This is a genomic window from Nonomuraea typhae (genome assembly GCF_009760925.1).
Lineage (GTDB): Bacteria > Actinomycetota > Actinomycetes > Streptosporangiales > Streptosporangiaceae > Nonomuraea > Nonomuraea typhae.
This window is the reverse complement of sequence record NZ_VRLV01000019.1, coordinates 166738-187729: the sequence shown is the minus strand read 5'-3', so window position 1 is coordinate 187729 and position 20992 is coordinate 166738. Positions and strand designations below refer to the sequence as shown.

19 protein-coding genes and 1 tRNA gene are annotated in these 20992 nt (G+C 67.7%); 8 read left to right on the top strand and 12 right to left on the bottom strand.

Going from position 1 to position 20992, the window contains the following annotated elements:
* Nucleotides 1–25: 25 nt before the first annotated feature.
* The 10 genes from FVE25_RS46805 to dnaA all read right to left on the bottom strand — a co-directional run bounded on the left by FVE25_RS46805 (nucleotide 26) and on the right by dnaA (nucleotide 12252).
* Nucleotides 26–724 carry a hypothetical protein gene (locus FVE25_RS46805; RefSeq protein WP_157253988.1) on the bottom strand — a complete coding sequence of 233 codons (699 nt, stop codon included), beginning with the start codon at nucleotides 722–724 and terminating at the stop codon, nucleotides 26–28.
* A 49-nt stretch (nucleotides 725–773) separates the two neighbouring features.
* Nucleotides 774–847: transfer RNA gene (locus FVE25_RS46800), tRNA-Ile, on the bottom strand.
* A gap of 130 nt (nucleotides 848–977) precedes the next feature.
* Nucleotides 978–1601 carry a DUF3566 domain-containing protein gene (locus tag FVE25_RS46795; protein ID WP_246268563.1) on the bottom strand — a complete coding sequence of 208 codons (624 nt, stop codon included), beginning with the start codon at nucleotides 1599–1601 and terminating at the stop codon, nucleotides 978–980.
* Between the two features lie 3 nt (nucleotides 1602–1604).
* The gene (gene gyrA / locus FVE25_RS46790) at nucleotides 1605–4106 is read right to left on the bottom strand and encodes a DNA gyrase subunit A (RefSeq protein WP_157253987.1); all 2502 of its coding nucleotides are present in this window, start codon (nucleotides 4104–4106) and stop codon (nucleotides 1605–1607) included.
* Between the two features lie 21 nt (nucleotides 4107–4127).
* Entirely contained in the window at nucleotides 4128–6071 is a 1944-nt protein-coding gene (gene gyrB / locus FVE25_RS46785) for a DNA topoisomerase (ATP-hydrolyzing) subunit B (RefSeq protein ID WP_157253986.1), read from the bottom strand.
* Nucleotides 6072–6374: 303 nt separating this feature from the next.
* The gene (locus FVE25_RS46780; RefSeq protein WP_343046187.1) at nucleotides 6375–6875 is read right to left on the bottom strand and encodes a DciA family protein; all 501 of its coding nucleotides are present in this window, start codon (nucleotides 6873–6875) and stop codon (nucleotides 6375–6377) included.
* The gene (recF, locus tag FVE25_RS46775) at nucleotides 6865–8097 is read right to left on the bottom strand and encodes a DNA replication/repair protein RecF (RefSeq protein WP_157253985.1); all 1233 of its coding nucleotides are present in this window, start codon (nucleotides 8095–8097) and stop codon (nucleotides 6865–6867) included. Before recF ends, FVE25_RS46780 begins: the two co-directional genes overlap by 11 nt.
* 34 nt (nucleotides 8098–8131) lie before the next feature.
* Nucleotides 8132–9007 carry a phosphogluconate dehydrogenase (NAD(+)-dependent, decarboxylating) gene (gene gnd / locus FVE25_RS46770; protein WP_157253984.1) on the bottom strand — a complete coding sequence of 292 codons (876 nt, stop codon included), beginning with the start codon at nucleotides 9005–9007 and terminating at the stop codon, nucleotides 8132–8134.
* 19 nt (nucleotides 9008–9026) lie between these two features.
* Entirely contained in the window at nucleotides 9027–10166 is a 1140-nt protein-coding gene (gene dnaN / locus FVE25_RS46765; protein ID WP_157253983.1) for a DNA polymerase III subunit beta, read from the bottom strand.
* A 523-nt stretch (nucleotides 10167–10689) separates the two neighbouring features.
* Nucleotides 10690–12252 carry a chromosomal replication initiator protein DnaA gene (dnaA, locus tag FVE25_RS46760; RefSeq protein ID WP_157253982.1) on the bottom strand — a complete coding sequence of 521 codons (1563 nt, stop codon included), beginning with the start codon at nucleotides 12250–12252 and terminating at the stop codon, nucleotides 10690–10692.
* A 459-nt stretch (nucleotides 12253–12711) separates the two neighbouring features.
* Between dnaA and rpmH the strand changes: the two genes are divergently transcribed.
* The 8 genes from rpmH to FVE25_RS46720 all read left to right on the top strand — a co-directional run bounded on the left by rpmH (nucleotide 12712) and on the right by FVE25_RS46720 (nucleotide 18406).
* Complete coding sequence (gene rpmH / locus FVE25_RS46755; RefSeq protein ID WP_043614899.1) at nucleotides 12712–12849, top strand: 50S ribosomal protein L34; 138 nt, start codon at nucleotides 12712–12714, stop codon at nucleotides 12847–12849.
* Between the two features lie 65 nt (nucleotides 12850–12914).
* Nucleotides 12915–13277 carry a ribonuclease P protein component gene (rnpA, locus tag FVE25_RS46750; RefSeq protein WP_157253981.1) on the top strand — a complete coding sequence of 121 codons (363 nt, stop codon included), beginning with the start codon at nucleotides 12915–12917 and terminating at the stop codon, nucleotides 13275–13277.
* A complete protein-coding gene (gene yidD / locus FVE25_RS46745) occupies nucleotides 13274–13552 on the top strand; it encodes a membrane protein insertion efficiency factor YidD (protein ID WP_157253980.1) in 279 nt (92 codons plus the stop codon). The genes rnpA and yidD overlap by 4 nt, the downstream gene beginning before the upstream one ends.
* 4 nt (nucleotides 13553–13556) lie before the next feature.
* Nucleotides 13557–14489 carry a membrane protein insertase YidC gene (gene yidC, locus FVE25_RS46740; protein ID WP_157253979.1) on the top strand — a complete coding sequence of 311 codons (933 nt, stop codon included), beginning with the start codon at nucleotides 13557–13559 and terminating at the stop codon, nucleotides 14487–14489.
* Between the two features lie 20 nt (nucleotides 14490–14509).
* On the top strand, nucleotides 14510–15001 hold the full coding sequence (locus FVE25_RS46735) for a Jag family protein (RefSeq protein WP_157253978.1): 492 nt from the start codon (nucleotides 14510–14512) through the stop codon (nucleotides 14999–15001).
* Nucleotides 15002–15156: 155 nt separating this feature from the next.
* Complete coding sequence (gene rsmG / locus FVE25_RS46730) at nucleotides 15157–15828, top strand: 16S rRNA (guanine(527)-N(7))-methyltransferase RsmG (protein WP_157253977.1); 672 nt, start codon at nucleotides 15157–15159, stop codon at nucleotides 15826–15828.
* A gap of 137 nt (nucleotides 15829–15965) precedes the next feature.
* Nucleotides 15966–16901 (top strand): ParA family protein, encoded by a 936-nt coding sequence (locus FVE25_RS46725; protein ID WP_219825962.1) that lies wholly within the window; start codon nucleotides 15966–15968, stop codon nucleotides 16899–16901.
* Between the two features lie 542 nt (nucleotides 16902–17443).
* On the top strand, nucleotides 17444–18406 hold the full coding sequence (locus tag FVE25_RS46720) for a ParB/RepB/Spo0J family partition protein (RefSeq protein WP_157253975.1): 963 nt from the start codon (nucleotides 17444–17446) through the stop codon (nucleotides 18404–18406).
* Between the two features lie 229 nt (nucleotides 18407–18635).
* Here FVE25_RS46720 and FVE25_RS46715 read toward each other — a convergent pair whose 3' ends face one another.
* Nucleotides 18636–19682 carry a threonine aldolase family protein gene (locus tag FVE25_RS46715; RefSeq protein WP_157253974.1) on the bottom strand — a complete coding sequence of 349 codons (1047 nt, stop codon included), beginning with the start codon at nucleotides 19680–19682 and terminating at the stop codon, nucleotides 18636–18638.
* Nucleotides 19683–19725: 43 nt separating this feature from the next.
* Nucleotides 19726–20673, bottom strand: coding sequence for a D-alanine--D-alanine ligase family protein (locus FVE25_RS46710; protein ID WP_157253973.1), 948 nt, complete (start codon nucleotides 20671–20673; stop codon nucleotides 19726–19728).
* Between the last annotated feature and the right edge of the window lie 319 nt (nucleotides 20674–20992).

The window sequence follows — 20992 nt, the reverse complement described above, 5'->3', positions numbered from 1 at the left end:
GCGTCATCCGCTACTACGCCGGCGGCTAGGGAGTGAGCTGGCACGACACGGTGCCCGGTTCATGAAATAACCGAAATATCGCCTCACGAATGGCTTCGTCCTGGACCGCCGCGACAAACTCCTCAGGCGTCCTCCCGCACAGCCTCCGAAGCCCGGGAAACTCCTCCAGAAGGCCCTGAATCAGCACCCTCTGGTCGGTGAGCCGCCTGGCCACGCCGTTCCCGTCCACCAGGCACCCATGCTTGACGACGTAAAAGAAGCACGAGGCCAGCCGTACCCCCGATTCGAGCGTCACGGCATACGGCAGGCGGCGCCGCCAGTAGTTCGGCTCGGTGGCATCGAGCGCCACCAGCTCACGCTCATCGAGCCAGAGCACGAAGAGCCGCGACCTCTCACCCGGCGCCCCGACCGGCGTGGCCGGCACATACCCCCACCGGCTGACATAGGCGGCGACCCCCGGGACGACCCCGTCCACATCCGCAAGGGTCATGGGGATGACCGCATGCCCGCCGAACTTACGAAGAAGCTGCCCGGGTGAGGCGTTGGACCCCACGGCGACGATCGGATACCGCTCCGCCATGGAGGAGCGGCCGAGCCGTACCAGAAGGGTGTCCACCTCCTCGACCGGCAGATAGGCGTCATCCACCAGCACCCCGGACGTGGCGGGGACACGCCCCGGATAGGTCAGCGGCTCCGTGATCGGGTCACTGCAGAAAAGCCCCATAAAACAATGAAGGCCAGCCCCGACCACCGGGACCGACCTACTGATTGAGTGGGGCTACCAGGACTTGAACCTGGGACCTCTTCCTTATCAGGGAAGCGCTCTAACCGTCTGAGCTATAGCCCCGCGCACACCGAACGTTAGCGCATCCGCCGCGCGGGTGCGAACCAGTTGTTCGGACGAGGAAAAGCTTACCGTGCTTCCACCACTGCTCGAGCCGCCCCCTGTCCAAGAACCCGGGGGCGGCTCCAGCGGACTACTCGGCCTCGCTGAAGGTCACCTCGACGCCCCCCACGAGGTCGGAGGCGATGTTGTAGATGACCGCGCCCAGCGTGGCCAGCGCGGTGATGAGAACCACGTTCACCGCGCCGATGAGCGCCGTGTAGCCCAGGATGCGCACCGGCTCGAACCAGGAGGCGATGTTGATGTTCATGGCGTTGGGGCCGCCCTGCTCACCCTGGCCGAGCTGGTTGACCAGGTCGACCAGCGAGTCGAACACGCCGAGCGCCGACAGGACGCCGTAGAGGACGGCCACGGCCACGAACAGCACCACGAAGCAGACCAGGGAGACCACGAAGCTGAACTTCATGGCCGACCACGGCTCGATGCGGCGCAGGACCAGGTGGGCCTTGCGCGGGAGCCTGGACGCCCCCGCGTTCCCGGAGGACTTGCCCTTGGTGGGGAGTTCCACCTTGGGCACCGGCGGAGGCGCCTCGGTGGCCAGCGACGGCCGGATGCGCACCATGTCGTTGCTCTCCTCCGGAGCCACGGCCTCCGGCGCCTGCTGCTCTTCCTTGACCGGCGGCTGGTTGTTCTGTGGCTGCCCGTTCTCGCGGGCACCTGGTTTGGTCTTGGCGGAACCACCCTGGGCGGCGCTCATGCGTTACTCTCCTCCCCCGTCTTCCTCTGCCTCGGCCGAGGTCTCGATCGCCTCGGCGTTCCGGGCGAGAGCAACCACGCTGTCGCCTTCGGCGAGATTCATCAAGCGCACTCCCATGGTCTGGCGGCCGGACTGCTTGATCTCTCCGGCACTCGTCCGGATCACGCCGCCGGCGGACGTGATCGCGAAGACCTCGTCCTCCGGGTTGACCATGACGGCTCCGACCAGCTTGCCACGTGCACTGACAATTTTCGCCGTCAGTACGCCCTTGCCGCCACGACCCTGAACCGGATACTGCTCAACAGGTGTCCGTTTCGCGTACCCAGCCCTGGTGGCGATAAGCACATCTTGACCGTCTGCGATCCGATTCATAGCGAGAAGTTCGTCACCTTCGAGGAAGCGCATCCCGATGACGCCGCTGGTCGCGCGGCCCATGGGGCGCAGCGCCTCGTCCGAGGCGGTGAACCGGATCGACTGGGCGCCCTTCGAGACGAGGAGCAGGTCGTCCTCCTCCGACACCAGGCGGGCCGCGATCACCTCGTCGTCGTCACGCAGGTTGATCGCGATCAGGCCGCCGGTCCTGGGGGAGTCGTACTCCGACAGGCGCGTCTTCTTCACCAGCCCGCTGCGCGTGGCCAGCACCAGGTACGGCGCGACGTCATAGTCACGCAAGTCCAGAACTTCCATGACTGTTTCGTCGGGCTGCATGGCGAGAAGGTTCGCAAGATGCATGCCCCGAGCGTCACGGGCGACGTCCGGCAGCTCGTACGCCTTGACCCGGTAAACCCGGCCCTTGTTCGTGAAGAACAGCAGCCAGTGGTGGGTCGTGGTGACGAAGAAGTGGTCGACGATGTCGTCCTGGCGCAGCTGGGCGCCCCGCACGCCCTTGCCGCCGCGCTTCTGGGCGCGGTACAGATCGGTCTTGGTGCGCTTGGCGTAGCCGTCGCGGGTGATCGAGACGACCACGCCCTCCTCGGCGATGAGGTCCTCGATCGACATGTCGCCGTCGTAGGCGATGATCTCGGTACGCCGGTCGTCGCCGAACTTGTTGACGATCTCCGTCAGCTCTTCGTTGACGATCTCGCGCTGGCGGGCCTCGCTGGCCAGGATCGCGTTGTACTCGGCGATCATCGTCATCAGCTGGTCGTACTCGTCCTGGATCGACTGCCGTTCCAGGGCGGCCAGCTTGCGCAGCTGCATGTCGAGGATGGCCTGCGCCTGGACCTCGTCGATGTCCAGCAGCGACATCAGGCCCTGCTGGGCGTGCGCCGCCGACTCGGAGGCGCGGATGAGGGCGATGACCTCGTCCAGCCGGTCCAGGGCCTTGAGCAGGCCGCGCAGGATGTGGGCGCGCTCCTCGGCCTTGCGCAGCAGGTAGCGCGTGCGCCGGACGATGACCTCGATCTGGTGGGCCACGTAGTGCCGGATGAACTGGTCGAGGCGGAGCGTGCGCGGCACGCCGTCGACCAGCGCCAGCATGTTGGCGCCGAAGGTGTCCTGCAGCTGGGTGTGCTTGTAGAGGTTGTTCAGCACGACCTTGGCGACCGCGTCGCGCTTGAGCACGATCACCAGCCGCTGGCCGACCCGCGACGAGCTCTCGTCTCGTACGTCGGCGATGCCCGTCAGCTTGCCTTCCCGGACCAGCTCGGCGATCTTCAGCGCCAGGTTGTCGGGGTTGACCTGATAGGGCAGCTCGGTGACCACCAGCGCCTGGCGGCCCTTGCCGTCCTCCTCGACCTCGACCACGGCGCGCATGGTGATCGAACCGCGGCCGGTGCGGTAGGCGTCCTCGATGCCCCGGCGCCCCACGATCAGCGCCCGGGTCGGGAAGTCGGGCCCCTTGACCAGCCCGATCGCCGCCTCCAGCAGCTCCTCGTCGGCGGCCTCCGGGTTCTCCAGGCACCACTTGACGGCCGCCGACACCTCGCGCAGGTTGTGCGGCGGGATGTTGGTGGCCATGCCGACCGCGATGCCGCCCGAGCCGTTGACCAGCAGCTGCGGGAAACGCGCCGGCAGGACGTCCGGCTCCTGCGACTTGCCGTCGTAGTTGGGCCGGAAGTCGACGGTGTCCTTGTCGATGTCGCGCAGCATCTCCATGGCGATGGGCGCGAGCTTGCACTCGGTGTAGCGCATGGCCGCCGCCGGGTCGTTGCCCGGGGAGCCGAAGTTGCCCTGCCCGTCGACCAGCGGGTACCGCAGCGACCAGGGCTGCGCCAGCCGTACCAGAGCGTCGTAGATCGACGTGTCGCCGTGGGGATGGTAGGTGCCCATCACGTCACCGACGACACGCGCGCACTTGAAGTAGCCGCGATCGGGACGGTAACCACCGTCGTACATCGCGTAGAGGACCCGGCGGTGCACCGGCTTGAGGCCGTCGCGGACGTCAGGCAGCGCACGGGACACGATGACGGACATCGCGTAGTCCATGTAGCTGCGCTGCATCTCCGACTGGATGTCCACCGGCTCGATGCGCTCAGCCGGGGGAGTGGTGTTCACTTCCGTCACAGGTGATGATCCTTTGTCTGGCTAAACGTCGAGGAAGCGGACGTCGCGTGCGTTGCGGATGATGAAGTCGCGCCGGGCCTCGACATCCTCGCCCATGAGCACGCTGAACAGGTCGTCCGCCTGCGCCGCGTCGTCGAGCGTGACCAGGCGCAGCAGCCGGGTCTCCGGGTTCATCGTGGTCTCCCAGAGCTGGCCGGCGTTCATCTCGCCCAGGCCCTTGAACCGCTGCACGTTGTCACGCGGCCGGGGGTCGGGCTTGCCCGACTCGATGCCGGCCTGGATGACCGCGTCCCGCTCGGAGTCGGAGTAGGCGTACGACGCGTCCTCGCCCTTGCGGTCCCATTTGATCTTGTACAGCGGCGGGCAGGACAGGTACACGTGCCCGGCCTCGATCAGCGGCCGCATGAAGCGGAACAGCAGCGTCAGCAGCAGCGTGTTGATGTGCTGGCCGTCGACGTCGGCGTCGGCCATCAGGATCACCTTGTGGTAGCGCAGCTTGGCGATGTCGAACTCGTCGTGCACGCCGGTGCCGAGCGCGGTGATGAGCGCCTGGACCTCGTTGTTCTTGAGGACCTTGTCGATCCGCGCCTTCTCCACGTTGAGGATCTTGCCGCGGATGGGCAGGATCGCCTGGTAGCGCGAGTCGCGGCCGCCCTTGGCCGAGCCGCCGGCCGAGTCGCCCTCGACGATGAACAGCTCGCACTTCTCCGGGTCGTTCCACTGGCAGTCGGCCAGCTTGCCGGGCAGGCCGCTGCCGGACTCCAGCAGCGACTTGCGCCGGGTCAGGTCGCGGGCCTGGCGGGCGGCGATGCGGGCGCGGGCGGCCTGCAGCGACTTGTTGATGACGTCCTTGGCCTCGCCCGGGTTGCGCTCGAACCAGTCGCGCAGGTGGTCGTTGCACGCCTTCTGCACGAACGACTTGGCCTCGGTGTTGCCCAGCTTGGTCTTGGTCTGGCCCTCGAACTGCGGGTCGGCCAGCTTCACCGAGATGATCGCGGTCAGGCCCTCGCGGACGTCCTCGCCGGAGAGGTTGTCGTCCTTGCCCTCCTTGAGGAACTTCTGCTCGCGCGCGTAGCGGTTGACGATCGACGTCAGCGCCGCGCGGAAGCCCTCCTCGTGGGTGCCGCCCTCGGCGGTGTTGATGACGTTGGCGAAGGAGTAGACCGACTCCGAGTAGGAGTTGTTCCACTGCATGGCGATCTCGACGGAGATGCCGTCGCCCTCCTCCTCGAAGGAGATGATCGACGCGTGCGCCGGCTCCTTCTTGCCGTTGAGGTGCTTGACGAAGTCGGACAGGCCGCCCTCGTAGTGGTACTCCACCCGGTGCGGCTCGCCGTTGATGTGGTCGGGCCGCTCGTCGGCGAGCGTGATCTTCAGGCCCTTGTTGAGGAAGGCCATCTCCTGGAAGCGGCGCGAGAGCGTCTCGAAGTTCCACGTCGTGGTCTCGAAGATCTCCGGGTCGGGCCAGAAGATGATGGTCGTGCCGCTCTCGTCGGTGTCGCCGACGATCTCCAGCGGCGCCACCGGCTTGGCGTTGACCAGCTTCAGCTTGTGGATGTGGCCGTTCTGCTTGACCTCGACGTCCATGCCTGTGGACAACGCGTTGACGACGGCCGAGCCGACGCCGTGCAGACCGCCGGAGACCGCGTAGGACTGGCCGTCGAACTTGCCGCCGGCGTGGAGGGTGGTGAGCACCACCTCGACCGCGGAGCGCTTCTCGACCGGGTGGATGCCCGTCGGGATGCCGCGGCCGTTGTCCACGACGCGGACGCCGTTGTCGGCGAGAAGCGTGACGTCGATGGTGTCGGCGTAACCCGCGAGGGCCTCGTCCACCGCGTTGTCCACAATCTCGTAGACCAGGTGGTGCAGGCCGCGCTCGCCCGTGGAACCGATATACATACCCGGGCGCTTGCGGACCGCCTCGAGCCCTTCGAGTACGGTGATTGAGCTAGCGTCGTAGGACAAGTGCGAAATCCTCCTGCCGCGGACACGCGGCGGGGGAGGCGACCAAAAGTGCAGCTGCCCCTGCCGTGCCCGTCACCGTCGTGAGTGCCCCGATGCGCGGTCACCCGGGGGAGTCGGCTTGCTGCCGGGGTGACACGCAAGCGGACGTGTCCGGAATCCGCTTTCATTCTACCGGCTCGGAGCGCAGAAGGTGGCATTGAACGCGCCTGTGATGCTCTGTAGCTCGTTTTCCCCCCGCTTAAGCATCCCCCCTTTGGATGGGGGCCTCATCGCGTCTGTGGCTCTCTGATCGCCTGGTACGGCCTAGCCATAGGTGTCTCCGGGGCCCCGGCTGCCGGTCACCCGCAGGCCCCCGCTCGGGCGTGGCGCGTTCTGCGGGCCCCTGACCTTCACTTTTGTCACCGTGTTGGCGCCGAGCTCCTCGTTGAGCCTGCGTACGAGGGTGCGCGCAAGCAGCCTGACCTGCGTCGCCCACGCGGTCGAGTCGGCTGTGACGAGCACCTCACCGTCCTCGAAGGACTCCGGTTTGGTGTGCGCGGCGAGGTCGGCCCCGACGATGTCCGCCCAGCGACCGAAAACCCCGCCGACCGCGGCGGAACGCTCCCATCCGCGATCCGCCAGCAGGTCCATGATGGCCCGGCCGAACAGCTGGGGATCGCCGGCCGCGCGCGCCGGCCCGGCCCGCCTGCGCCGGGGCTCGCGGCGGGGGAGCTGACCCCGTTTGGCGGCGTCCGCCTTGGCCTGGGCCAGCTTCTCCCTGGCCATCGCGGCGCCGCGGGCCGCCGGGTTCTCCTCATCGGACACGGGCCACACTCCCTTCGGCCACGTCGTATCGGGCGCCGACCAGCTCGCCGGGCACGTCGTCGTCCACAGCCGCCGTGATCAGCACCTGCTCGGCCGGCGCCACGATCTCGGCGAGCCTGCGCCTGCGCTGGGTGTCGAGCTCGGCGAAGACGTCGTCCAGGATCAGCACCGGATCCCCGCCGTCGGCCCGCAGCAGGTCGTAGGCGGCCAGGCGCAGCGCCAGCGCGAACGACCAGGACTCGCCGTGGCTGGCGTAGCCCCGGGCGGGCAGCTCGCCCAGGCCGAGCAGGAGGTCGTCGCGGTGCGGCCCGACGAGGGTCACGCCGCGTTCCAGCTCCGCCTGCCGTACCTCCTGTAGCCGCTCGCGCAGTCTTTCCTCAAGGGTTTTCCCCAAGTCTGTGGATAACGTCTGTGTATCAGAAGATCCACGTCCGGCGGGCTCTTCGTCCACCTCGGCGTCCCCACCTGTGGACAACGTGCTGCGGTAGTCGAGCGTCGCCGCGCCGCCGCCCGGGGCCAGCGCCGCGTAGGCGCCGGAGACCAGTGGGCGCAACGCCTCGACGAGTTCGAGCCGGGCCCGCAGCAACTCCGCACCGGCCCGCGCGAGATGGGCGTCCCAGACCTCCAGAGTGCTCAGGACGTCCCCGGCGCCCGCGGCCGCGAATCCGGAGTCGCTCTCCGCCCGCCGGGCGCTCCTGGAGCCTCTGCGGGCCTGCGCGGCCATGCGCAGCAACGCCCCGCGCTGCTTCAGCACGCGGTCGTAGTCCGCCCGCACCCCCGCGAACCGCGGCGCCCTGGCCACCAGCAGGTCGTCGAGGAAGCGCCGCCGCTCCGACGGATCGCCCTTCACCAGCGCCAGGTCCTCGGGCGCGAACAGCACCGTGCGCAGCAGCCCGATCACGTCTCTGGGCCGCGAGACGGGGGAGCGGTTGAGCCGGGCGCGGTTGGCCTTGCCCGGGTTGATCTCCAGCTCGACCAGCGCCCGCCGCTCATCCCTGTGTACGGCGCAGCGGACGATGGCCCGCGCCGCGCCCTGCCGTACCAGCGGAGCGTCGTTGGCGACGCGGTGACTGGAGTGCGCCGCCACATAGCCCAGGGCCTCGACCAGGTTGGTCTTGCCCTGGCCGTTCGGCCCCACGAGCGCGGTGATGCCCGGCTCCAGGCCGAGCTCCACCGACGCGTAGGACCGGAAGTCGGTCAGCGAGAGATGGGCGACGTGCACCCAAGGAAGGGTAGCGACCCCACGGCTCAGGTGGTCACTTCGACTCGACCGCGTGCCCGCCGAACTGGTTGCGCAGCGCGGCGACGACCTTCATCGCCGGCGAGTCGTCCTGGCGCGAGGCGAAGCGGGCGTAGAGCGCGGCCGTGATGACCGGCAGCGGGACCGCGTGATCCACAGCCGCCTGCACCGTCCACCGGCCCTCGCCGGAGTCCTGTGCATAACCCTTGAGCTCCTCCAGGTGCTCGTCGTCGTCGAGCGCGCGCACCATCAGGTCCAGCAGCCACGAGCGGATCACAGTGCCGGTGCGCCAGCTGCTGAAGCTGCCGCGCACGTCCTTGACGACGTCGGATGCCTCCAGCAGCTCCCAGCCCTCGGCGAATGCCTGCATCATGCCGTACTCGATGCCGTTGTGGACCATCTTGGCGAAATGCCCGGCGCCGACGTCGCCGGCGTGCACGAAGCCGTCCTCGCCCTCCGGCTTGAGCGTCTCGAAGATCGGCATGACCTTGTCCACATGCGCCTTCTCGCCGCCGCACATGAGGGCGTAGCCGTTCTGGAGACCCCAGACGCCGCCGCTCACCCCGCAGTCGACGAAGCCGATGCCCTTCTCGCCCAGCTCGGCGGCGTGCTTCTGGTCGTCCACATAGTGTGAATTGCCGCCGTCGACGATGACGTCGCCCTCGGCCAGCAGGTCGCCGAGCTCGTCGACGGTCTGCTGGGTGGGCGCGCCCGCGGGCACCATGACCCAGACCACCCGCGGCGCCTGCAGCCGCTGGACCAGCTCCTTCAGACCGGCGACGTCACTGACGGCCGGGTCGCGGTCGTAGCCGACCACGTCGTGACCGCCGCGGCGCAGCCGCTCGGCCATGTTCCCGCCCATCTTGCCGAGTCCGACCATGCCGATCTGCATGTGTACATCCCCCTAGAAGTCAGCTGGACAAGCGGATGGGCATGATCAGGTAGCGGTAGTCGGGCGCCGCGTCACCATCCACAGGCTTTCCGCCGGTGAGGATAGCGGGCTTGGTCGAGGTGGTCATCTGCAGCCTGGCCACATCGGAGTCGATGGCGCCGAGTCCCTCGAGAAGGAACTGGTGGTTGAAGGCGATGTTCATCTCCTCGCCGTCGTAGTCCACAGGCAGCACCTCGACGGCCTGGGCCTCGTCGCCGCTGCCGGCCTCCAGCACGACCTCGCCGCCGCGGAACGCCATGCGCACCGGCGTGTTCCGCTCGGCCACCAGGGCCACGCGCTTGACCGCCTCGACGAACGGGCCTGTGGACAACTCCGCCTTGGCCGCGAACTCCGTCGGCAGCAGCGAGCGGTACTTGGGGAACTCGGGGTCGAGCAGGCGCGTGGTGGTCCGGCGCCCGGCACTGGAGAACCCGATCATGCCCTCGCCGGTGCCGCCGGACGAGCTGAGCGCGATCTCCACCTCGGCGCCCGTGGAACCCAGCGCCTTGGCGGTGTCGGCGAGCGTCTTGCCCGGGATCATCGCGATCGCCGCGAAGTCCGGCTGCCCCGGCTGCCACTTCAGTTCGCGTACGGCGAGGCGGTAGCGGTCGGTGGCCGCGAGGGTCACGGTGTCACCCTCGATCTCCATGCGCACGCCGGTGAGCATGGGCAGGGTGTCGTCACGCCCGGCGGCGACGGCGACCTGGCCGACGGCCGAGGCGAACACGTCGCTGCCCACCCGGCCGGCGGCCGGGGGCATCGCGGGCAGGGACGGGTAGTCCTCCACCGGCATGGTCAGCAGGGTGAAGCGCGCACTGCCACAGGTGACCACGGCCTTCGGGCCCTCCACCACGAAGTCCACAGGCTGTGCGGGAAGCGCGCGGGTGATCTCGGCCAGCAGCTTGCCGGAGACGAGCACCACGCCGGCCTCACCGGTCTGCGTCTCAAGCGTCACCTCGGCCGAGACCTCGTAGTCGAAGCCGGACAGCTTCAGCTTCTGCTCTCCGGTGACCTCCAGGCGCATGCCGGCCAGGACGGGCACCGACGGACGCGCCGGGAGGCTGCGTGCCGTCCATGCCACCGCCTCAGCGAGGACGTCTCGCTCGATTCGGAACATCACGGTGATCAACCTCCTGGGTTCGTCGCTGATTCAAGTGTTCACTCTCCCGCACCTCTGGACGGGCGGAACCCCTCTATGGGTCTTGAGTTTCTTTGTAAGAGAGATAAGAGGTCATCACACTAGGGGCTGTGGATATGGTGGACAACTCGCGTTCTCGCAGGTCAGCACCGCGTTCTTCATCCACTGCCCGTGTGGGTGAAGCCTGGGGGTAACTTCCGCGGCTGGGGATGAACGCTCGTTGCACACAGGCCGTCCCCAGATCACAGGGTGTTCATCCACGGGTTATCCACTGGGTTTCCACCGGTTATCCACGGGGTAAACGGAGCTCCAGGTGACCCCTGGGACCACTGTGCACAGGCTGTCCCCAAGCTGTCCACCGGTCGTCCCCAAGTTGTCCGCAGGATGTCCCCAGATTTATCCCCAGGCATTGTGGGGGACTTTTCCGGCACATTGGGGCGGTGAACCCCGCCCCCGCGGGTGTTTTCGCTGATCCACAGTGTTATCCACAGGGTGTGCATGACGACTAAGAGCCGTGCGACGTCTGCTTTATACGCATTGTCAGCTCGTTGACCTGGTTGTACATCGACCGGCGCTCGGCGATTAGCGAGCGAATCTTGCGCTCGGCGTGCATCACGGTGGTGTGGTCGCGGCCGCCGAACTGCTGGCCGATCTTCGGCAGGCTCAGGTCCGTCAGCTCGCGGGCGAGGTACATCGCGATCTGCCGGGCGTTGACGAGCGCGCGGCTGCGCGAGCTTCCACAGAGGTCGTCGATGCTGATGCCGAAGTACTCCGCCGTCTTGGCCATGATGTTGGCGATCGTGATCTCCGGGCCGGACTCCGAGGTGATGAGGTCCTTGAGGACGACCTCGGCCAGTTGCAGATCCACGCCCTGGCGGTTGAGGCTGGCGAAGGCCGTGACCCGGATCAGCGCCCCCTCCAGCTCGCGGATGTTGGTGGAGATCCGGCTGGCGATGTACTCCAGCACCTCGGGCGGCGCGGCCAGGCCCTCCTGAATGGCCTTCTTCCTCAGGATGGCGATGCGGGTCTCCAGCTCCGGCGGCTGGACGTCGGTGATCAGGCCCCACTCGAACCGGTTGCGCAGCCGGTCCTCCAGCGTGATGAGCTGCTTGGGCGCGCGGTCGGAGGAGATGACGATCTGCTTGTTGGCGTTGTGGAGCGTGTTGAAGGTGTGGAAGAACTCCTCCTGCGTCTGCTCCTTGCCCTCCAGGAACTGGATGTCGTCCACAAGCAGGATGTCGATCGCGCGATAGCGGCTGCGGAAGCCGTCGGCCTTGTGGTCGCGGATGCTGTTGATGAAGTCGTTGGTGAACTCCTCCGAGCTCACGTACCGCACCCGGGCGCCGTCGTAGAGAGACTGCGCGTAGTGGCCGATGGCGTGGAGCAGGTGCGTCTTGCCCAGCCCCGAGTCGCCGTAGATGAACAGCGGGTTGTACGCCTTGGCCGGCGACTCGGCGACCGCGACCGCCGCCGCGTGCGCGAAGCGGTTGCTGGCGCCGATGACGAATGTCTCGAACGTGTACTTCTGATTGAGCCTGGCCGGTTGGCTGGGTTTGGTGCTCTTTGCCTCCCACCGGGGCTGGGCGGGCTCCGGTGCCTTCTTCTGTTCATAACCGAAGGCGGACTGTGGATAGTCGGTGGATACCGGCTGCGCCTCCGGCTGTGGAGAATAGAACTGAGGCGGCTCCGTGGCCTGGTAATTCGGGGGAAGCACAGGTTGTGGATAGTGATCCACACTCTGGGGATAACTCGGAGTCACAGGCTGGGGATGACCCTCGAGCGCCGGTGGCGCGGGCGGCGGCGTGGGGGCCGGCGGCGCGGTCGTGTCGATCATCACGGCGACGCGCATCGACCGGCCGAGCTCCTGCGAGAGCGCGTGGGCCACCAGCGGCCGCAGCTTGTCGCCCTCGATCAGGTCCTTGATGAAGTCATTGGGCACGCCGAGCACGATCGTGTCGTCGGCCAAGGCGATCGGGCGGACCATGGAGAGCCAGGTGCGCTGCTGGATCTGCACGCTCTCGTTGAGGGAGTTGCCCAATGCCCTCGTCCACACGTCGCCGAGGTCCATAGTCCGGCTGCTCCTTCCTCTCGCGGCCCCCCGCGAACGTGTTCACCCACGCACGGCGTTATCCACACCCAGCGGCCGCACTCCCGGTGCCCAGCCCCCGCCGTCCACAACCCGACGGCAGTGTGTTACCCGCACAGTCTCCACAAGTGATCCACAAGTTGTGCACAGCCTCATGGCGGGTCTGGAAGGGCCGACAGTAGCGATGTGCACAACTGTGTTCAAGACGTTGTCCACAGCGTAGTGGGTGCTCGGTGCACATACTGTGGACGTGACCACGGCGGTGGAAAACCCACATGTGGATACGTGGATAACCGATCCTGGTTTGACCTGGGGCATACATGCCCCGTAACGTACGACGGTCGGCTTGTCACTCGACGGCTATTCAGCATGCCCGTGGCAGGCCATCCATGTGTGTTAAGCGCCCGGCAGTGGGCGCATCATCAAGCCTGGAGCCCACCCGTGAGCAAGCGTACTTTCCAGCCGAACAACCGTCGCCGCGCGAAGACCCACGGCTTCCGGCTTCGCATGCGCACGCGGGCCGGCCGCGCCATTCTGGCCGCCCGCCGCCGCAAGGGCCGCGAGAAGCTGTCGGCCTGACGGCTCGCCGCGCCCGACTGTCACGCCCGCCGGTGACCTTCGCCGGCGGGCGATAGGCGTCTTCAGTGCTATCCCCAAGCTCCCGCATGCGGCGGAGCGAGGACTTCGCCGCAGCCGTCAAGCGTGGCCAGCGAGCCGGCCGTCCCACTGTGGTGGCCCATTTGAGGGTTTCTGGTGACGAGGAACCTTTGGTGGGTTTCGTAGTCAGTCGTGCGGTGGGCGGGGCGGTGGTGCGCAACAAGGTCAAACGCCGCCTCCGACACCTGATGCGGGACCGTCTCGACCGGCTCCCGCGAGGTAGCCTGCTGGTGATACGCGCCAACCCACCGGCCGCGTCAGCGCGAAACGAGGTTCTCGCCGGAGAACTCGACGGCGCGCTGAATCGTTTGCTAAGGCGGCGCGAGTCCGCGACGGATGGACACAGATGACGGAGCAGCCGCAGGGCGAGCCGAGCCTCCCGGCCCGGGTCCTACTCGTCCCGATCCGGTTCTATCGGGCCTTCATCAGCCCGATGCTGGGTCCGCGCTGCCGTTTCTACCCCTCATGCAGTGCCTATGGACTCGAGGCGATAGCCGTACACGGTGCTCTTCGTGGCACTTGGCTGACCGTCCGGCGCATCGGGCGTTGTCATCCGTTCAACCCCGGAGGACTTGACCCGGTCCCTCCGCGCCCGGTCCGGTCACACGAAACGCAAGGGAGCTAGCTCGGTGGATTTCGCCTGGCTGAATTGGCTGTACACAGCCATCGCGCAAGTCATCACCTGGATTCACCAGGCTTACAGCACCTTCATCAACCCCGCCAGCGGGTTGAACTGGGCGTTGACCATCATCACGCTCACCGTCATCATGCGGATCCTCATCTTCCCGCTCTTCCTCAAGCAGATGCGCTCGTCGAAGAAGATGCAGGAGCTCGCGCCGAAGGTGCAGGAGCTGCGCAAGCGCTACAAGAACGACAAGCAGCGCATGAACCAGGAGGTCATGGCGCTCTACCAGGGCGCCGGCGCCAACCCCCTCGGCGGCTGCCTCCCGATCGTGGCGCAGTTCCCGATCTTCATCTCGATGTTCACCGTGCTCCAGGCGATCTCCAACGGCACGGCGACCAAGTACGGCATGACGGCCGAGGTCGTCAACAGCGCCAAGCAGGCGCACATCTTCAGCGCCGGCATCTCCGAGACCTTCTTCTCCGCCACGGCGATCACCAGCAAGGTCATCATCGGCGTCTTCGTCGCGGTCAGCTCCCTGACCACGTTCCTCACCGTCCGGCAGAGCGTGACCCGCTCCATGCAGCAGATGCCGGACAACCCCATGGCGCAGCAGCAGAAGATCCTGATGTACATCTCGCCGCTGTTCGCCTTCTTCAGCCTGAACTTCCCGCTCGGCCTCATCCTCTACTGGGTCACCACCAACCTGTGGACGCTCGGCCAGCAGCACTGGTTCTACAGCCGGCACCCGATGCCGGAGTTCGACGCCAAGGGAAACCCCATTCCGGTGAAGCCCAAGCCCGGCATGCTCGCCCGCTTCAAGAAGAGCACCCCGGAGGAGGAGACGCCCGCCGCCCCTGAGCCTCCGCAGCCCAAGATCGTGCGGAACCAGCCCAGCCGGCAGTCTCGCAGCAAGCGCACCGGGAGCAAGAAGTCTTGATCACTAAGGAGACGCTGGCCATGACCGAGGCTGAGCAGGAGAAGGCGGCACCCGACATCAACGCCCTGGAGCAGGAGGGCGAGATCGCCGCCGACTACGTCGAGGGGCTGCTGGACATCGCCGACATCGACGGTGACATCGACATGGACGTCGAGGGCGACCGCGCCCTGGTCTCCGTCGTCGGCGTCAAGGGCACCGAGCTCGTCGGCCCCGGGGGAGAGGTGCTCGAGGCGCTTCAGGAGCTGACCCGCTTGGCCGTCCATCGCCAGACCGGCGAGCGATCCCGGCTGATGCTCGACGTCGCCGGGTACCGCGAGAGGCGCCGGGCGGAGCTCAGCAAGCTCGGCAGTGAGATCGCGGCTCAGGTCAAAAGGAACGGCGAGCCGAAGTCGCTGCAGCCGATGACGCCGTTCGAGCGGAAGATCGTGCACGATGCCGTGGCGGCCGCCGGGCTCCGCAGTGAGTCGGAGGGTGAAGAGCCGCTGCGATTTGTCGTGGTTCTTCCTGTTTGAGTGGTTTGCTGGCTTTTAAGGCCGTCTGTCCGGTGTTCGGACTGGCGGCCTTTCTCATGGGCGCGCGGTGGACGGCCTTCCGAGACGTTGCACCCCTCCATCACCTCTAGCCTTGTATCCATCGACATCGGTGATATTGGAAGGGCCACCAACCAGTGAGTGAAGAGCTACCGGCTCCGCCCGACATCGCCAGGGAAGTCTTCACCGGCGAGGCGTGGGATCAAGCGAACGCCTTTGCCGAGATCCTCGCCGGTCCCGGTGTGGTGCGTGGGCTGCTCGGCCCGAGGGAGGTGCCGCGGATCTGGGACCGGCACCTGCTCAACTGCGCCGTGGTGGCGGAAGCCGTACCTGAGGACGTGCGGCTGGTGGACATCGGCTCGGGGGCCGGGCTGCCCGGGCTCGTGCTGGCGATCGTGCGGCCGGACATCCGGGTGACGCTGCTGGAGCCGTTGCTGCGCCGGACCGTGTTTCTGGAGGAGAGCGTCGAGGCGCTCAAGCTGGACAACGTCGAGGTGTTGCGCGGCCGGGCGGAGGAGCTCGCGGGCAAGCGGGAGTTCGACGTGGCGAGCGCGCGGGCGGTGGCGCCGCTTGATCGGCTTTTGACGTGGGCGATGCCGCTTCTTCGCGAAGACGGCGAGCTCATTGCCATGAAGGGGGAGCGCGCCGCGGAGGAGCTTGCCGAGGCCGAGGCCCAGTTGAAGGCCAGCGGGGCTCGAACGGCTGAGCTTGTGACCGTTGGGCACGGTAAGGTCGAGCCGCCTGCAACATTGGTTCGGGTGGTAGCAGGTCGCGCGCCGGAACGTGGTAGGCGTCGACGAAGGAGGTGACCGTTGTGCCAGTGGCCCCGAGCGGCCTCGGCTGGCCCGCCGTCCCCTCTTCGGACAGCCCAACGGGGGTTGGTTGGCCCGAAATGGGCGTGTCGCGACAGCGAATTCCCGACACGACCGTGCCTCTGGTTGAAAGGATGGCCATCGTGACCCAGACCCCCCTTAACCCCGGTGATTCGCCGTTGGTACGAGAGGCGCTCAGCTCAGTGGTTTCACGTGAAACATCAGCTGTTCAAACGGTTCCCGCCGCGGGGGAGTCCGCCGGCGAGGCCCAGGGCGCCTGGCCCAGACCACCCAAAACCCGGGTGATCGCGGTGGCCAACCAGAAGGGCGGAGTCGGCAAAACGACCACCTCGGTCAACATCGCCGCCGCGCTCTCCATGAACGGCCAGCGCGTGCTCGTCGTCGACCTGGACCCGCAGGGCAATGCCTCCACCGCCCTGGCCACCGAGCACCGCGGTGACATCCCCGACGTGTACCAGGTACTGGTGGACGACCTCCCGATGGCCGAGATCGTCAAAGAGGTCCCGGAGATGCCCGGCCTGTACTGCGCCCCGGCCACCATCGACCTGGCCGGCGCCGAGATCGAGCTCGTCTCCTTGGTAGCCCGTGAAGCCCGCCTGCGCCGGGCGTTGGCCGCCTATGACGCGATCGAGTTCGACTACATCATCATTGACTGCCCGCCGTCGCTCGGCCTGCTGACGGTGAACGCTCTGGTGGCGGCCGACGAGGTGATGATCCCCATCCAGTGCGAGTACTACGCCCTGGAGGGCCTCGGGCAGCTTCTGCGCAACGTGGACCTCATCAAGGCCCACCTCAACCCGACTCTGCGCCTGTCCACGATCGTGCTCACGATGTACGACGGCCGTACCCGGCTGGCCTCCCAGGTGGCGGAAGAGGTGCGCTCCCACTTCGGGGAGACGGTCCTCAACACGGTCATCCCGCGCAGCGTCCGGCTGTCGGAGGCGCCCAGCTACGGTCAGTCCGTGATGACGTACGACCCGGGCTCGAGCGGCGCCATGGCCTACATGGACGCCAGCCGCGAAATCGCCTACCGCGCCTCCACCGTCTAACCCCGTCTAACCTCTGTCTCCGCCGTCCAATCGCATCCCTCCATCCGCCCCCACCCCGGTAGCTCGCCTTCACCCCCCCGCCTTCACCCCCCCGCCTCCGCCCCCGGCCCTCTGGCCTCCGCCCTGCTCCCAGTCGCCCACCCTGCACCCGGGTGTCCGCCCCTAGCCCGCCGTCCAACCAGGGCCCCGCGCCGCCTCGGTAGTAGCACCCCCATGCACAACGCTCGCCGGACCGCGCCCACACCACCCCACGCCCGCGCCCACAGCACCCCACGGACCGAGCGCCGTCACCACGCCCGAGGTCGCATCGGCACCCCGGCCCCTGCCCACCCATCACGAGCCGCCTGGTGCCCGCTCCTGAGCCGGTTGGGCGTGAGGGAGGGAAGGTGTGGCCAGAAGGGGAGGATGGTGGGGGAGGGGAAATCTGGGGAGCTTGCCGCAAATACCGCGAACCGCGTGTGGCGACCGGACACCGTCCGGCGTTCGCAACGGTAACCTCTCCTGGTGTGACCGGAATCGGCCCGGGACGGTGAGGAGACGCAGTGAGTCAGCAGCGGCGGGGATTGGGCAAGGGGCTCGGGGCGCTCATCCCGACCGGTCCCATCGTTGACGGCACGGGAGCGCTGGCTACCGACCACGGAAGGGCGCCCGCCGACTCCGGACCCGTACCGATCACCGGGGCGTATTTCAAGGAGATCGCGCTCACCGCGATCGACGCGAACCCCCGTCAGCCGCGTGATGTGTTCGACCAGGACCGGCTTGTCGAGCTTGCCGCCTCCATCAAGGAGGTCGGACTCCTTCAGCCCGTCGTGGTTCGCTCGATAGGAGGCGGCCGATACGAGCTGATCATGGGGGAGCGCCGCTGCCGGGCCTCGAAGCTGGCCGGACTGGACCTGATTCCCGCGATCGTCCGCAACACGCAGGACGACGAACTCCTCCGTGACGCCCTCATCGAGAACCTCCAGCGCGAACAGTTGAACGCGCTGGAGGAAGCCGCCGCCTACCAGCAGCTCCTGGACGACTTCCAGGCGACCCACGAGCAGCTCGCCCAGAAGGTCGGCCGGTCCCGCTCACACATCACCAACACCCTGCGCCTCCTGAACCTCCCGCCCGAGGTCCAGCGCCGCGTGGCGGCGGGCCTGATCAGTGCCGGCCACGCCCGTGCCCTTCTCCGCCTGGACAGCGCCGAAGACCAGATCCAGCTCGCGAAGCGGATCGTGGCCGAACTCCTGTCCGTCCGTGCGGTGGAGGAGATCGTCGCGATGGGCAGCGCCCAGGCGGCGGCCAAGGCGCCACGCGAACGCCAGCAGAACAAGCCCACCGCCCCCGGCCTCACCCACCTGGCCGACCGCCTCTCCGACCACTTCGAAACCAAGGTGAAGGTGGACCTCGGCCGGCGGAAGGGGCGCATCGTGGTGGAGTTCGCCACGATCGACGACCTTGAGCGCATCATCGGCACCATGGCCCCTGAAGCCGCCCGCGCCATGCGCGATCACGACGCCTAAACAGTGGCCGCTGGTGTTTCACGTGAAACCGTCCTGCGAGTACATGCCCTTCCGGGCCCCGCACGCGTGTTTCACGTGAAACTCTCCCGTGACACCCTCTCGGCCCCGCGCCTGTTTCACGTGAAACCGTTCCGTGAGAGCGCGCCCTCCTGGACCCCCACGCGTGTGTTTCACGTGAAACCAGCCGACCCTCGCACGCGCTGGGTTTCACGTGAAACCAACAAGGTGCTCAGCCGGAGACGGCCTTCCGGACGTCGGCCACGAAGTCATCCACATGCTCGGGCGTCGTGTCGAAGGCAGTCATCCAGCGGACCAGCCCCGCCCGCTCATCCCAGTACTCAAAGCGATAACGCGCCTTGAGCGTCTGTACGGCATCGCGAGGGAGAGCGGCGAAGACGGCATTCGACTCGACCGGGTAGACGATCTCCACCTCCGCAAGGTCGGCCACTCCAGACACGAGCCGCTGGGCCATCGCGTTGGCGTGTGTGGCATTGGCGAGCCAGAGGTCGTCCGTCAGGAGCGCGGTCAGCTGAGCGGAGATGAAGCGCATCTTGGAAGCCAGTTGAAGCGACTGCCTGCGCAGGTACGGCACCGCCGTACTCAATCCCGGATCGAGCAGGATGACCGCCTCGGCGGCCATGGCGCCGTTCTTGGTGCCGCCGAAGCTGAAGACGTCCACGCCGGCGTCCGTGGTGATGGCGCGGAAGTCGCAGCCGAGGTAGGCGGCGGCGTTGGCGAGGCGGGCGCCGTCCACGTGAAGCTTGAGGCCCGCGCCGTGCGCCACGTCGGCCAGGGCGGCGATCTCGTCGGGCGTGTAGCAGGTCCCCAGTTCGGTCACCTGGGAGATGGAGATGACCTTGGGCTGAACCTCGTGGTGGACGCCGAGAACGTGGAGGCGCTCGGTGATGTCCGCCGGGCGCAGCTTGCCGTCCTTCGTGGCGATCGTGGTCAGCTTGACGCCCAGAAGGCGTTCGGCGGCGCCGGTCTCGTGGCAGGCGACGTGCGCGGTCTCGGGGCAGATGATGCTGTCGTAGCGTCCGAGGGGGAGTGCCAGGCTGAGGAGATTGGCGCCTGCGCCGTTGAACACAGGGAAGCCCATCGCCTGCTCGCCGAAGACGAGTCTGACCTGGCGCTCGAAGGCGGTCGTCCAGGCGTCGCCGCCGTAGGCCGGTGCGTCGCCGGAGTTGGCGGCCGTGATCGCCTGGAGGACGGCGGGGTGGATGCCCGCGTGGTTGTCGCTGGCGAAGCTCTTGGGATAGCTCGGTTCGATCAGCACACGGCAAGGCTACTGAGCCGTCCTGCGAGAAACAGGGGGCGGGTCAGCGGGTGGCGGCGACTTCGAGGAGCCGGCTGCAGAGGGTGCCCAGGTCTCGGCCGGCCGCTTCCACGGCCATGGGGAGCAGGGAGGTCTCGGTCATGCCGGGGGCGACGTTGACCTCGAGGAAGTAGGGCGTGCCGTCGGCGTCGACGATGAGGTCGGTGCGGGAGATGTCGCGCAGGCCCAGCGCGGTGTGGGCGGTGACGGCCGTCTTGGCGCACGCCGCGGCGACGGCTTCCGGCAGGCGGGCGGGGGCGAAGAACTCGGTGTGGCCGGCGGTATAGCGGGCGGCGTAGTCGTAGACGCCCTCGTCGGGGACGATCTCCACGGCCGGGAGCGCCACGGGGCCGTCGCCCAGGTCCACGACGGAGACGGCTACCTCCACGCCTTCGATGCAGCGCTCGATCAGGGCGGTATCACCGTACGCGAAACAGCCGACCATGGCGGCGGGCAACTCTTCGGCGGTGCGGACGATGGAGGCGCCCAGCGCGGAGCCGCCCCTGGCCGGCTTCACGAACAGCGGAAGGCCGAGGCGCTCCACGATCCGGCCGAGGACGACCGCGGCGCCCAGGTCGTGGAAGGTCTCCTTCGGCAGGGTCACGGATTCGGGCGTGCTGAGGCCGACCGAGCGGACGACGGCCTTGGCGGTGGGCTTGTCGAAGGCCACGCGGCAGGCGTCGGGGTCGGCGCCCACGTAGGGGATGTTCAGCAGCTCCAGCACCGAGCGGATCGCGCCGTCCTCCCCGGCGCCGCCGTGCAGGGTGACGAACACCGCGTCAGGCCGATCGGCCAGCACCGCCGGCACGAGGGAGGCGTCGGTGTCCCGGGTCTCGACGTCGACCCCGGCCGCCCGCAACACCTCGCTCACCCGCCGGCCGGAGCGCAGGGACACCTCCCGCTCGTAGGAGAGCCCGCCGGCCAGCACGAGCACGTGACCCAGATCGCCCATCTCTTCCCCTCCGCAGATCCCGCCGCCTGAACGCCCACTTGAACGCCCACTTGAACGCCCACTTGAACGCCCATCTGTACGCCGCCTGCCCGCCGCGTGCGCGCTGTCCAACCGTACAGGCGCACACCGCCCGCCCGTACACGGCCGGGCGGGCGCATTCCCGGGTGAGCCGGGGTGGCACGAGCGGGATGAACAGGGCGGTCCAGGAAGCGCTCAAGCCTGAGGGGCCCGACCCGAGTCCTCACCACGCCGCAGAACTCGAGCCGGCCCCTGAAGAGGCGAACCCTTGAAGAGGCGAACCCCTGAAGAGGATGGAGTC

Excerpts from the sequence above, each read along its gene's own strand:
- dnaA (WP_157253982.1), bottom strand. The coding sequence starts at position 12,252 with ATGGACCTCGGCGACGTGTGGACGAGGGCATTGGGCAACTCCCTCAAC.
- gnd (WP_157253984.1), bottom strand. The coding sequence starts at position 9,007 with ATGCAGATCGGCATGGTCGGACTCGGCAAGATGGGCGGGAACATGGCC.
- FVE25_RS46735 (WP_157253978.1), top strand. The coding sequence starts at position 14,510 with ATGACCGAGGCTGAGCAGGAGAAGGCGGCACCCGACATCAACGCCCTG.
- yidD (WP_157253980.1), top strand. The coding sequence starts at position 13,274 with ATGACGGAGCAGCCGCAGGGCGAGCCGAGCCTCCCGGCCCGGGTCCTA.
- FVE25_RS46725 (WP_219825962.1), top strand. The coding sequence starts at position 15,966 with ATGGCCATCGTGACCCAGACCCCCCTTAACCCCGGTGATTCGCCGTTG.
- FVE25_RS46795 (WP_246268563.1), bottom strand. The coding sequence starts at position 1,601 with ATGAGCGCCGCCCAGGGTGGTTCCGCCAAGACCAAACCAGGTGCCCGC.
- FVE25_RS46805 (WP_157253988.1), bottom strand. The coding sequence starts at position 724 with ATGGGGCTTTTCTGCAGTGACCCGATCACGGAGCCGCTGACCTATCCG.
- FVE25_RS46710 (WP_157253973.1), bottom strand. The coding sequence starts at position 20,673 with ATGGGCGATCTGGGTCACGTGCTCGTGCTGGCCGGCGGGCTCTCCTAC.